This is a genomic window from Herbaspirillum hiltneri N3, assembly GCF_001267925.1.
Taxonomy (GTDB): Bacteria; Pseudomonadota; Gammaproteobacteria; order Burkholderiales; family Burkholderiaceae_D; genus Herbaspirillum; species Herbaspirillum hiltneri.
Genome location: NZ_CP011409.1, coordinates 3,516,631 through 3,528,699 on the forward strand (window position 1 = coordinate 3,516,631; position 12,069 = coordinate 3,528,699).

Annotated in this window: 15 protein-coding genes; 5 read left to right on the forward strand and 10 right to left on the reverse strand. The window is 61.9% G+C overall.

Going from position 1 to position 12,069, the window contains the following annotated elements:
• Positions 1-241: 241 nt before the first annotated feature.
• Both F506_RS16065 and F506_RS16070 read right to left on the reverse strand, forming a co-directional pair.
• Positions 242-1,087, reverse strand: a complete 846-nt coding sequence (locus F506_RS16065; RefSeq protein WP_407638245.1) for an alpha/beta fold hydrolase — start codon at positions 1,085-1,087, stop codon at positions 242-244.
• 308 nt (positions 1,088-1,395) lie between these two features.
• Positions 1,396-2,082, reverse strand: coding sequence for a glutathione S-transferase family protein (locus F506_RS16070; protein ID WP_053199055.1), 687 nt, complete (start codon positions 2,080-2,082; stop codon positions 1,396-1,398).
• Between the two features lie 175 nt (positions 2,083-2,257).
• Between F506_RS16070 and F506_RS16075 the strand changes: the two genes are divergently transcribed.
• Positions 2,258-2,827, forward strand: coding sequence for a TetR/AcrR family transcriptional regulator (locus tag F506_RS16075; protein ID WP_053199057.1), 570 nt, complete (start codon positions 2,258-2,260; stop codon positions 2,825-2,827).
• Between the two features lie 75 nt (positions 2,828-2,902).
• On the opposite strand, the gene F506_RS16080 is transcribed toward F506_RS16075, so the two are convergent.
• Together F506_RS16080 and F506_RS16085 are read right to left on the reverse strand one after the other, a co-directional pair.
• Entirely contained in the window at positions 2,903-3,193 is a 291-nt protein-coding gene (locus tag F506_RS16080; protein ID WP_053199058.1) for a YciI family protein, read from the reverse strand.
• Between the two features lie 33 nt (positions 3,194-3,226).
• Positions 3,227-3,721: a DoxX family protein gene (locus F506_RS16085; RefSeq protein ID WP_083457958.1), complete on the reverse strand. Its 495-nt coding sequence runs from the start codon at positions 3,719-3,721 to the stop codon at positions 3,227-3,229.
• 280 nt (positions 3,722-4,001) lie between these two features.
• Between F506_RS16085 and F506_RS16090 the strand changes: the two genes are divergently transcribed.
• Positions 4,002-5,054 carry a winged helix-turn-helix domain-containing protein gene (locus F506_RS16090; RefSeq protein ID WP_235471181.1) on the forward strand — a complete coding sequence of 351 codons (1,053 nt, stop codon included), beginning with the start codon at positions 4,002-4,004 and terminating at the stop codon, positions 5,052-5,054.
• A gap of 5 nt (positions 5,055-5,059) precedes the next feature.
• On the opposite strand, the gene F506_RS16095 is transcribed toward F506_RS16090, so the two are convergent.
• Genes F506_RS16095 through F506_RS16115 form a run of 5 tightly spaced genes read right to left on the reverse strand, consistent with a single transcriptional unit; the run spans position 5,060 to position 9,171 of the window.
• On the reverse strand, positions 5,060-6,724 hold the full coding sequence (locus F506_RS16095) for a methyl-accepting chemotaxis protein (RefSeq protein ID WP_083457960.1): 1,665 nt from the start codon (positions 6,722-6,724) through the stop codon (positions 5,060-5,062).
• A gap of 25 nt (positions 6,725-6,749) precedes the next feature.
• Positions 6,750-7,226: a DoxX family protein gene (locus F506_RS16100; RefSeq protein ID WP_053199059.1), complete on the reverse strand. Its 477-nt coding sequence runs from the start codon at positions 7,224-7,226 to the stop codon at positions 6,750-6,752.
• Positions 7,227-7,245: 19 nt separating this feature from the next.
• Positions 7,246-8,034, reverse strand: a complete 789-nt coding sequence (locus F506_RS16105) for an HvfC/BufC N-terminal domain-containing protein (protein WP_053199062.1) — start codon at positions 8,032-8,034, stop codon at positions 7,246-7,248.
• On the reverse strand, positions 8,031-8,873 hold the full coding sequence (bufB, locus tag F506_RS16110; RefSeq protein WP_053199064.1) for an MNIO family bufferin maturase: 843 nt from the start codon (positions 8,871-8,873) through the stop codon (positions 8,031-8,033). Before bufB ends, F506_RS16105 begins: the two co-directional genes overlap by 4 nt.
• A 19-nt stretch (positions 8,874-8,892) precedes the next feature.
• Positions 8,893-9,171: a BufA1 family periplasmic bufferin-type metallophore gene (locus F506_RS16115; protein ID WP_053199066.1), complete on the reverse strand. Its 279-nt coding sequence runs from the start codon at positions 9,169-9,171 to the stop codon at positions 8,893-8,895.
• 257 nt (positions 9,172-9,428) lie between these two features.
• Between F506_RS16115 and F506_RS16120 the strand changes: the two genes are divergently transcribed.
• The gene (locus F506_RS16120; protein ID WP_053199068.1) at positions 9,429-10,073 is read left to right on the forward strand and encodes a DUF1109 domain-containing protein; all 645 of its coding nucleotides are present in this window, start codon (positions 9,429-9,431) and stop codon (positions 10,071-10,073) included.
• A 29-nt stretch (positions 10,074-10,102) separates the two neighbouring features.
• Here the strand turns inward: F506_RS16120 and F506_RS16125 are convergent, their stop codons facing one another.
• On the reverse strand, positions 10,103-10,687 hold the full coding sequence (locus tag F506_RS16125) for a TetR/AcrR family transcriptional regulator (protein WP_053199070.1): 585 nt from the start codon (positions 10,685-10,687) through the stop codon (positions 10,103-10,105).
• A gap of 149 nt (positions 10,688-10,836) precedes the next feature.
• Here F506_RS16125 and F506_RS16130 point away from each other — a divergent pair, with 149 nt between their 5' ends.
• A complete protein-coding gene (locus F506_RS16130) occupies positions 10,837-11,421 on the forward strand; it encodes a sigma-70 family RNA polymerase sigma factor (RefSeq protein WP_053199072.1) in 585 nt (194 codons plus the stop codon).
• Positions 11,418-12,059: a DUF1109 domain-containing protein gene (locus F506_RS16135; RefSeq protein ID WP_053199075.1), complete on the forward strand. Its 642-nt coding sequence runs from the start codon at positions 11,418-11,420 to the stop codon at positions 12,057-12,059. Before F506_RS16130 ends, F506_RS16135 begins: the two co-directional genes overlap by 4 nt.
• Positions 12,060-12,069: the final 10 nt, after the last annotated feature.

Genomic DNA, 12,069 nt, shown 5'->3' on the forward strand with positions numbered 1-12,069 from the left:
CGGGAACTGCCCTGCTGGGCTCCTCTCGAAGGGGACGCGTTGGATGACGGTAACGCCTACGGCAGTTGGTGAATCAACTGCGGAGCCGAGTTTAGCCGAAAATCCGAACGGCGGTCAACACCGCCGCAAAAAGCTGTCGCGCGGCGCTCATGCGCGACAATTCCCATCAATCTTCAAGCATCGCTCCCTCCTTCGGACCGTCCGGGCAACTTCGCGCCTGAAGTATTTCCAACTCGATTTCCTAGCTGTTTTGCAGGAATCTCTTGACGATGTCCGCGATCTGATCGGGCGCGTCTTCGAAGCAATAGTGCCCGGCCCCCGGTATCCGATGCACGTCCGCGCCGGGGAATAGCACCGTGAACAGCGGCAGGAAAATATCGGCGTGCAGCGTCTTGTCGGCGTCGCCCCAGATCGCCAACGCCGGCTTGCTCCGGATCATCGCTATCGCCGCCGCGTCAGGTTCTTCGAACCGATGCACACCGGTCGCGAAGCCCTTCGCCCAACCTATCGCTCCCAGGCAATCGCGCGGCGTGCTGAAGTGCCCCCCGTACGCGGCAATCCACGTGTCGCTGATCACGGCGTGATTTTCGAAGCCGTTGATTTTCATGGCGCTGAGGATGTTGAAACCGAGCTGCCCCAATACCTGTTCCAGACTGCCGTCTTCATTGGCCTTCACGATCCACTGGAACCAGGGCGCGATGCCGGCATTTTTCAGCAGGCGCTCCAGTCCGTCGGGTTGTCCGAACGGCGTCGGGCCGTTGGTTGAAATGATGCGTTTGATGCGCCCGGGATGGCGTGCGGTCACCCCCATGCCGACCGGACCGCCGAAATCGTGCATGACCAGGGTGACGTCGTTCAGGTCCAGCTGAAGGACGAATTTTTCGAGGTTGTCGATATGATCCTGCAGCCAATAACTGCGGTCTTGCGGCGTCTCGCTCTTGCCGAAGCCCATGTGATCGGGGACCACCACGCGATAGTCGCCGCACAGCGCCGTGATCAACGACCGGTACAGATAGCCCCAGGTCGGCTCTCCGTGCAGACACAACACGACCTCTCGTGCACGATCTCCTTCGTCCACATAGTGCATTTGAAATCCATTGACCGTCTCGAAATGCGGTGCGAATGGAAAGGTCTTGTCAAAATCTGCGTGTGCGGGAATCAAGCTGTTCTCCTGAAAATTGATGATGAAAATCCAGAACGAAATTAAATGGTTTTAAATTGAAACCAGATTGCTTTATACGTCACTTAATTTCATAATGCAAGTCTCAACTTTTCATGACAGGATCGGAGAAGCAATCGCCGTTTCCGAAGCACGCATGAAAAAGCGCCGCCCCTCTCACGAAGGGCGACGCTTCCCGCTGCTGCAGTCGATATTGCCTGCTGCCGGTTGACGGCTCAGAATCCCATGCGGCGCAAATCTTCCTCAACAAACATCTGCCCGCTGCGATTTTTCACTGCCGGCAGCTCCGCCACCTTTGCGCGCCAGGCCTGCAATGCGCTCAGATCGGCGGCAATGGGAATGCCTGCCGCATCCGCAAACGCCAGGCCGGCGAACACCGTGATGTCGGCCATCGAGAATTGTTCTCCCGCGACGTAACTGCTGTCGCGCAGGATGCCGTCGAAATACGCCATGCCCTGCAGCGCCTTGGCGCGTTCGCGTTCGCCCCATTCCTTGCGATGCGCCCATTCCGGACTCTTGTACTTTTGCAGGTCGTCGCCCAATCCCGGTGTCGCGTGATGGAAATAGATGCCGACGGCGTCAATCAGACCGCTCTCGGCGCGGCGCTGCATCATGTGGATGATTGCCTTTTCCTTCGGCGTGCGGCCGGTTAGCACCGGATTGCCGTCGAGGTTGTCCAGGTACTCGGTGATGGCGGTGCTTTCCGAGATCAGCGTGTCATCGTCGAGTTCCAGCAGCGGCAGCACGCCGGAGGGATTCTTCGCCAGAAAGGCCGCCTGCTTGTGCTCGGCGCCGATCAGGTCGATTGATTCGAACGTTACTTTCGAATCGAGATTCTTCTGCGCCAGCACGATGCGGATGCGTGCGGGATTGGGGAAACCGGGGCGGTCGTAAATCTTCATTGCTGCTTTCCTTTTCTGACTGTTTGTCGTTGTATCAATCTGCGTTCAGGTTGCTTCACGAGATATCGTTGAAGTTACTTACCAATCAATTTATCTATCTATCGGTAGATAGACAATAAGGGAGTACAATCCCTCCTGTCAACAACTATCTACCGATAGAGAGGTTTATTTCTTCATGAGCGCAATCGATACCCGCGAGAAAATCATGGCAGCCGCCCGCAAGACCGTGCAGGCGCACGGCTATAACGCGTTGAGTTTTCGCGACCTGGCGGCGGAAGTCGGGATCAAGAGCGCGAGCGTGCATTACCACTTCCCGACCAAAGGCGACCTCGGCGCCGCGCTCGCCCGCCGCTATACGGAAGACGGCATCGCCTATCTGAGCAATCTGATGGAGACGCACAAGGATGCTCGCACCCGCGTGAAAAAATATACGGAGATCTTCCGAGCGGCTCTGGTGGACGACAATCGCATGTGCCTGTGCGGCATCATGTCTGCGGAACACCACGACCTGCCCCCGGAAGTGCGTGCCGAAGTCAATCGCTTCAATGACGTCAACGTCGACTGGCTGACCGAAGTGCTCACGCAGGGCGCCGCTGAAGCCAAGCCGAAGAAGGCCGTGCGACGCCAGGCGATGAGCATCTTCGCAGCGATCGGCGGCGCACAGCTGATGGCGCGCGGGCATGGCGACGTAACCGTCTACGACGAGATCATCGACAGCTATCGCCATGCCGGTTTTACTCCCTGATCCGAATTTCAGGGGGAATTACTTCGGCTGAGGAAAAAAGACGACCCGATGAGGGTCCGATCCGATAGATTGGTCTTACTGCGGCTTTGTCAATTCCGAATTCACCGCCAGCAACAGCCAGGGCTTGATCTCCGACCGCACGAACACGCCCGCCACGGCAAACGGATCCTGGTCGCGCAGGGATTCGGCTTCTTCCTTCGACGCGACTTCATAGACGAGCAGACCGCCGCTGCCGTCGGGAAACGGCCCGCCGAAGGCCAGCTTGCCTGCATCGAGCAGGCTCTGGACATAGCGTTTGTGGGCAGGTGCGTGTTCAGCCAGCAATTTCCGGTTATCGGTGTAGGCGAGATAGTTGACGAATTTCATGGTGTTTCTTTCTTGATCAAGGAGGATTCGGATTCATATTTCGCGCCTCAAGCGGCTGTCGAGCGACCAGGCGCCGCCGCCGCGCACTGCCATGTACAGCGCCGTCAACGCCAGCAACACCGGGTATTCGATGCCGCGGTCGATCCACGGCCAGGTCGGGCCCATGGCGTAGCTGATGGCGATCATTTCAATGAGCATCAGCAAGGCCAGCGGCCGCGTCAGCAACCCCAGCGCCAGCATCGCCGCGCCCACGGTCTCCAGCAGCATTACCAGGAAGGCCAGCTGCGGCGCGAACGGCAGGCCCATGACTTCGCCGATCAGGCGTATCGATCCTGCCATCGGATTGGCCATGGAGCCGTGCGACACACCCAATGCCTTGGGCAAACCGTGGGTAAAAATGATGGCGCCGTAGCCGAACCGCAGCAGCGCATAGGCGCCGCCTTCGCCCCGCGCATACCAGCGCGCCAGCGCAGGAAAGACGAAGCGGCCGGCAGCCGGCGCCGTTGTAATCGGAGAATTTTTTTGCATGAAGCACCTGTATCCGGCTGATGGAAGCAAGACGCCATCATCGCGGCTGCGACGTTACAGATAAATGGCCGGGAAGTGAATTGACTATTCGGGACGTATGAATAATGCAGACGCCGGGCGCATGGAAAGCAAATTCTCTACAATCTCATCCATCTCCGACGACCGTACGCATACCCCCACACATACCGATGAGTCCAATTTCGTTTTCCCTGTCTCCCGCCCAGGCGCGCGCCATCTGGCTGCGCGCCCAGCGCCTCGACACGGCTGCGGCGCAGCCGCGGTGCAGTTGGCGACCGAGCATCTCGGTTATGTCCAGATCGACACCATCAACGTCATCGAACGCAGCCACCATCACATCCTGTACACGCGCATTCCGGAATACCGGCTGCGCGATCTGGAGCAGGCGCAGTCGGTGGACAAGTCGGTGTTCGAGTACTGGACGCATGCGCTGGCCTATGTGCCGACCGCGGAGTTCCGGCATTTCCTGCCGGAGATGGAACGGCGGCGCCTCAACCCGCACGCCTCTTTCGCCGGCGTGGACGAAGCCGATTACGCCGCGCTGCTCAGGCGCATCCGCAAGGAAGGCGGCTTGTCGATCCGCGACATCGACGACGACGTGCTGGAAGAAAAGACCCATCCCTGGGGCAGCCGCAAACCATCGAAGCGCGCGCTGCGATGGGGCTTCTTCATCGGCGACCTGGTGATCAGCAAGCGTACCGGCATGCTCAAGACCTACGATCTCGCCGGCCGTCATTTCGACTGGTCTCGACGCCCTGCTCCGGTGAAGGAAAAACAGTTCGCGCAATATCTGCTGCGGCGCGCACTCAAGGCACAGGGCATGGTCAGCCTGGATTCGATTTGCTACGGCAGCGTGCAGGCCAAGCCGCTGGTGAAGGAACTGATCGCCGCTGCCGTCAAGCGCAAGAAATTGGTCGCGGTGCATATCGAAGGTGCGCCCAGGCAGCAGCACTGGATCGAGCCGGCGCTGCTCGATGCCGCCATCGAGCCGGCATCCGGCGAACGCGTGCACATCCTCTCGCCCTTCGATCCGCTGGTGATCCAGCGCAAGCGGCTGGAACTGTTCTTCGATTACGAACACCGCTTCGAAGCCTATGTGCCAGCCGACAAACGCGTGCTCGGCTACTTCGCGCTGCCGGTGCTGGCGGGCGACCGCATCGTCGCGGCGCTCGATCTCAAGATGGATCGCAAGAGCGGCAAACTGCTGGTGCAGAAGTGGACCTGGATCGAGAAAAAATCCAGATCACTGACAGCGGCGATCGAGAAAGAACTGCACCGATTCGAGCAATTTCAGAAACAATCGATGCGATCCTGAACATCTCAGGCGCGAGCGCGGTCATAGCCCAACGCGCGCATTGACGCCGCTGCTGGTTCGCGATCCGGCTGCGACAGCCCTGGCGCAAGCAAAGGCGTCTCCGGCGGCAACGGTTCGGCGGTGTCGATACTGAACACCGATACCGATTCCAACAGACTGCCAGCCTGGCGCGTCAAGGCATTCGCCGCCGCGGCCGTATGGTCGACCAGCGCGGCATTTTCTTGCGTGGATTTGTCCATTTCGACCACAACCCGGCTGACCTGCTCCAGGCCTTCCGCCTGTTCTTGGGTGGCGACGGAGATGTCGTTCATGGTGTTCATCACCGTGTTGACGGAGGTGACGATCTGTTCCATCGCGCGGCCGGTTTCCATCACCTGCGCCGAGGCCAGATCGATGCAGGCGGCCGATTCCCCGATCAGCACTTTCACCTCCTTGGCTGCCTCGGCGCTGCGCAACGCCAGCGAGCGCACTTCCGTGGCGACCACCGCGAATCCGCGCCCCTGAGTGCCGGCACGGGCCGCCTCGACGGCGGCGTTGAGCGCGAGGATATTGGTCTGGAAGGCGATGCCATCGATCACGCTGACGATCTCCGAAATCTTGCTGGCGCTGCTGGAGACTTGATCCATGGTGCCGACGATGCGCATCATCAGTTCCCCACCCTTGACGGCGTCGCCGGCGGCAGTGGCGGCCAGCCGGTTGGTGTGGAGCGTGTTCTCGGCGTTCTGCTTGACGGCGGCGGACAGTTGTTCGAGCGTCGCCGCGGTTTCCTCCAGCGAGGAAGCCTGCTGTTCGGTACGTGCGGCCAGATCGATGTTGCCGTGGGCGATGTCACCCGCACTGCGATTGACGTCCTCGGTGCCGCTGCGGATCGATGAGACGGTTTCCACCAGACCTTGCTGCATCCGTTGCAGGGCACCGAGCAGCACGCCTATTTCATTGCTGGATGCGCCTTCCACGGGCGCGCTCAGGTCGCCGCCAGCGATCCGGTCGAAATGCCTGCCGGTGGTCGCCAGCGGACGCAACAGCACGCGCGCGAACAGCATCCAGTACAAGCCGACCAGCAACAGTGAAAAGACGAACAGGCCGCCGGCCAGATAGGCGGCGATGGCATAGCGGCGTTCGGAATCGGCGCTCAGCCGGTCGCGCACCGATTCGGCATGGGTGATGACCTTGCGCAGCGTGGCGGCGAACATGCGGTCGGCGTCTTCGGCGCTGGTGGTCGCGGCGGCATAGGCGTCAAGCGAGACATCGTACAGGGCTACCTCGCGCGCTTCCAGCACCTTGGTGTAGGCGTCGTAGGCGCCGCCGACCTGTCGCGAACGCTCCGCCAGCCCGGCTTCGGACTTGTCGCCCTTGCGATAGGCATCGAAGGTTTTCTTGGCTTCCTGCAATGCGGTCGAGGCCTTGCGGGTGTAGTCGTTGGCCTTGACCTGATCGCCGCGCACCAGGTTGATGTAGGCGTTGTCCATGTTGATCAGGGTCGACTGAAACAGCCGCTCGACTTCGTGCAGCGGCTGGATCTGCCGATCGGACAATTCGATCAGCTCATTCATGGCGCGCGCCGACAGGCGGGCGTCGGTCCAGGCGATAAACACCGCCGTCCATAACGCCAACGAAAAAATGCCGAGGACGAACAGCAGGCTGGTGCGGATCTTCAGTGTGGCGAACATGGCAGGCTCATTCCGTGAGGGTGGATTATTTGATGCCGAACAGGCGATCCAGCGACCAGGCGCCGCCGCCGCGCGCGACCAGCAACAGCAGCAAGCCGGCCCAGGTCAGGTGCGTCGGCCAGGCATCGGGATAGACGAAGATCTCGATCACCGCGGTCATGCCCAGCAGCCCCAGTGCCGCCGAGCGCGTGAACAGGCCCAGCACCAGCAGCAACGGGAAGAAATGTTCCGCATAGGCGGCCAGGTGCGCGGCGATTTCCGGCGGCAGCAGCGGCAGCTTGTATTCCTGCTCGAACAGCGTGTAGGTGCTGTCCTTGATGGTCAGGAATCCGCTGACCTTGGTGCGGCCCGACAAGAAGAACACGGCGGCCATCGCGATGCGCGCCACCAATGCCAGTAGCGACTCGCCGATCAGCGGCGCCAGGCGGTCGACGGCACGGTTGTAGTAAGCGACCGGCGTGTTCGGCCTGGATGCGGCGATGGTCGATGTGGAAGTGGACATGGCGGTCTCCGTACGGATATCAGTCGGTAGCTGAAGTGGTTGAGGTAATTGAAAAGGGAGAAGCAAACGCCTGCGCGCTGATCAGCGTGCCGAGCAGATGCGCGACGTCGAGCTCCGGTTCGGCGGCGACCGCCTGGCCGGTGGCGCTCTGCAAGTCATCGCCGGCGGCGCAGGCATCGAGAAAGACGCACATGCCCCGGCTTGCGGCTTGCCACGCGACCTGGCCGTCGATGCGGCTGAGCAAGGCGCCCTCGCCGCTCCAGTCCAGCTGGCCGGCAAGTGCACGCTGTGCGCGGTTGGCTTGCCAGATGGAAAACGCCGGCTGTGACGGCGCCCAGCGCCAGCGCACGCTTGCGCGCGGGTGCAAGGCGCTGCGCAGCAGATCGGCTTCGCTCAATGCGGCAAGCATGGAAGAATCCAGTGCCGCTTCGTCGGCGGCGACGTGGCATTCGGTCCAGCAACGGTCGAGACGCGCAACGTCTCCGAGATACGGCAAGTCCGCGGCCGGCCCAAATCCATCGAGGAAGCCGGCGAAGCCTTGGCCGTATTCGATCAGGCAAACGCTTTCAGGCGGCTCGGCGCAGGCGTGGATGAGCGCGGCCGAGCGAAACCATTCGTCGCCGACCAATCGCACGATGGTCGGATAGTTCGCGGCGAGCGCATCGACACTGGCTTTGAGAACGGTGTTGCGATAGACCTTGAAGCCGGGCTGCGAAGTCAATGCCGACAGAGATGACGCTGCGTCGCCCGAGCCGACACCATAGATGGCCCGGATGAAGTCACGCTGGAAGTCGCCGATGCCGTTCATTTCAGCGCTCCTTGCGCCGTCAGGATGTCCTGCGCCTGATTGCGTTCGGCAAGCAGTTCGGCAAAACCGGGAATCTTGTCGTCGCGCTCGATCAGCGTCGGCCGCTCGCCGATGCGGTCGATCAGATGCCGATACAACGTCCAGACCGCCTCGGCGACCGGCGCATCGTGCGAATCGATCAGCAGAGGAACACCGGCGCCGCCATCGGCGTCGATGCCGTGACCGGCCAGATGGATCTCCAGGATCGCCTCGGCAGGCAGGTTGTCGAGATAGGTGCGGGCGTCGTAACCGATGTTGTGGGCGCTGACGCAGACGTTATTGATGTCGACCAGCAAGCCGCAGCCGCTGCGGCGGACCAGCTCGTCGAGGAAATCGGTTTCGCTCCAGTCGTGATTGTCCATGCGCAGATAGTGCGACGGATTCTCGATGGCGATGCGATGTTGCAAGTGATCCTGCGCGCGCCGGATATTGGCGGCCGTGCGCGCCAGCACGGCGCTGGTGCGCGGCACCGGCAACAGGTCGGGATAATAGCGCCCGTCCAGCGTCGACCAGGCCAGATGTTCGGAAATCAGCGCCGGCTCGACGCGACGCATCAATGCAGCCAGGCGGCTGAGATGGCGTTCGTCGGGCGGCGCTTCGCCCGCAAATGAAAGCGACACCCCGTGCAGCGAGAGCGGATGGCGGCTGCGTACCGCTTCCAGCCATGCCAGCCGCGGACCGCCCGCCATCAGGTAGTTCTCGGGATGGACTTCAAACCACATGTCGTCTTGCGTGCACTGCAGCGCTTCGTCGAAATGCTGCGGCTTCAGGCCCAGGCCCGCACCCAGTGTCGCTTTCATTTCAGGCTCCGGGACTAAATCAGACCGCGTTCAGGGAACCCATGCCCTTCGGCGTCTTGATGCTGGTGCAGGTGCCGGCCGGGACATTCTTCCAGGCGTTGCCCTGGTAGTCCATCTTGGCGGTGCCGGCGCAGGTGGTGCCTTCGCCTGCCTTGCAATCGTTCTGGCCGGCCAGCGAGACGCCATAGCATTTCTCAACTGCGGTCTTGGCGGCGGCCGGTGCGTTTTGCGCCATGGCGATGCCGGATGTCAGGGCGGCCAGGGTGAAAGCGGCGGTAGCGAGTTTGATGGTGTTCATGGAAGTGCTCCTCAGATTGGAAAGTGAAAGTAGAACGTCGGTGGTATCCAGATACCTGCGATACGGCGTGTTGTGCAGATGATCTGAAGGTTAATTCGCAAGGAATGGCGATCCGGTTACAGCCGCTCGAAAATAAATTTGAAATATTTATTTTGCAGACCCTGTAACCGGATCGGCCGCGTCGACGAACCTATAGGCAAGGCGTCTTGCCGGGCCGGTGGCGGTCCATGGGCAGAAGACGCAAGCTGGAGAATCTGATGAAAACACCTGATCTGGTGTCCATGCTGGCAACCGGAACCACGCGCAGCGATCCCGACATATTGAGCAAGCGCCTGGGACTGGCGCTGCTGAGCGGCCTGCTGGGCGCCTCCGCGCTGCTGGTGGCCGCCTACGGCATACGCGGCGACATGCCGGAATTGCTGACGACGCCCTGGTTCTGGGTCAAGGTGTCGTTTCCGCTGGCGGTGCTGGTGTCGGCACAGGGCGTCACCGCCCGGCTGGCGCGTCCGGGCGCCTTGCTCGGGGCGCAGCGACTGATCCTGCTGGCCCTGCCGGTACTGGCGATCTGGCTGGCCAGCATCGGCTTCCTGCTGCTGGCGCCGCCATCGCTGCGGCTGGCGCTGGTGCTGGGATCGACCTGGCAAGTGTGCTCATTGAATATCGCGCTGCTGTCGCTGCCGACTTTCCTGTCGATGTTCTGGGCCATGCGCGGACTGGCGCCGACGCGGCTGATGCTGACCGGGGCCAGCATCGGGCTGGTGGCCGGCGCCCAGGGCGTGGTGGTCTACACCTTGTATTGCACGGAAATGGCGATGCCGTTCTGGGGCGTCTGGTATGTGATCGGCATGCTGGCGCCGACGGCGGCGGGCGCCCTGCTCGGCCCGCGCCTGTTACGCTGGTAGAGGATGCGAAGGTGCTGCAGACGGAGAACTCAGGGATCGAGCAAGGCGGCGACCGGTCGCACCAGTCCTTCGAGCAAGGCGCGCTCGGGACGAGTGCGCGCCAATACGCGGATGCCGAGCAAGGTGCTCAGCAGGAAGCGTCCCATATCGTGCGCCGACTGCGCGGAGGAAATGCTGCCGTCGCCCTGGCCAGCGGCGACGCAACGGCGAAAGAAGGATTCCACCTGCACCAGCACGTCGGCGACCACGCGCTGGAATTCGGGATCGTGCGGCGCGACTTCAAGCGCCGAATTGACCAGCATGCAGCCCTTGCGATCCTTGTCGGCCAGCGAACGCCTGATGATCTCGTCGAAGAAGGCGGCGATGGCGGCGCGCGGCGGCATGTGGTTCTCGAACCGGCCAACGCGGTCGAGGAAGCTCTGTTCGACATAGCGGTCCAGCGCGCGCCGGTACAGGGCGCGCTTGTCGCCGAAGGCGTTGTAGAGACTGGCGCCGGTGATGCCCATGCTGTCGGCCAGCTCGCGCACCGAGGTGGCTTCGTAGCCGCGGGTCCAGAAGCACTGGACGGCGGCGTCAAGCGCCGCTGCTTCGTCGAATTCGCGTGGTCGTGCCATGCAGCGTGTGAAAGCCCTGTGATTGCCGTGATTGCTCAGTTGAGGCGGCTAGTATATCATTTTAAAACAATTGATCTAAAACAAGCCGCAGCACGGAACACGTCTGCGATCGACCATTGCCCTCGCCATACCCATACAGTGGCCGCCGGATGAAGCGACTGACGACAACAGCAGAAACCGATCCGGGGAAGTCCGTCGAAGAGCGTCTGAAGACGCTGCTTCTGGCCGGACTGGACGGCGATGAAACCGCCTATCACGCCTTTCTCGGCGAACTCAGCGGCCGCCTGCGCGCCTATGTGAGGAAGCGCCTGTTTCATCTGCACGACGAGGTCGAGGATATCGTCCAGGAAACCTTGCTGGCCGTGCACAACGCGCGCCACACCTATCGCGCGGAAGAACCTCTGACGGCATGGGTCTATGCCATCGCGCGCTACAAGCTGATGGATTTCCTGCGCATGCGCTCGCGCCACGACGCCTTCAACGAGCCGCTGGACGACTATGTCGACATCTTCTCCAGCTCCGACGAAGAACCGGCCAACGATGCCAAGCGCGACATCGGCGTGCTGCTGGAGCAACTGCCTGACAAGCAGCGCCTGCCGATCATGCACGTCAAGCTGCAAGGCATGTCGGTGACGGAAACCGCACAACTGACCGGCTTGTCCGAATCCGCCGTTAAAATAGGCATACACCGCGGCCTCAAATCGCTGGCTGCAAAGATAAGATTGTTTTCATGAAGACGGACGATTTCATTTCCATGCTCGCTACCGGCGTCAAGCCGGTGGATCGTCACGTGCAGGCCAGGCGTTTTGCGCAGGCCATCATCGTCGGCGGCACGGGCGCGTTCATCCTGATGGTGCTGCGCTTCGGCATCCGTCCGGATATCTCTACGATGCTGGTGACGCCGCTGTTCTGGTTCAAGATGGCTTTTCCCTTTTCGGTGGCGGTCGCTTCGCTGTGGCTGCTGGCGCGCCTGAGCCGCCCCGGCGCAGGCGTGGGCAAGCGCTGGCTGGCGCCGGCTGCGCCGGTGCTGGTGATCTGGATCGCCGCGCTGGCGGTGCTGGCCGCGGCGCCGGACAGCGAACGCCTGAACCTGATCATGGGCTTCACCTGGCGCCGTTGCCCGTTCAATATCGCGCTGCTGTCATTACCGTGCGGCGCGACCATCGTCTGGGCGGTGCGCCAGCTGGCGCCCACCCGCCTGCGAGCGGCCGGCGCCATGGCTGGCCTGCTGGCGGGAGCGGTGGCGACCGTCGCCTATTGCCTCCACTGTCCGGAAATGGGCGTGCCGTTCTGGGGGATCTGGTATCTCGCCGGCATGTTGATTCCCGCCGTGACGGGGTGGCTGCTGGGACCGGCGTTGCTGCGCTGGTAGTCCGAGTCCG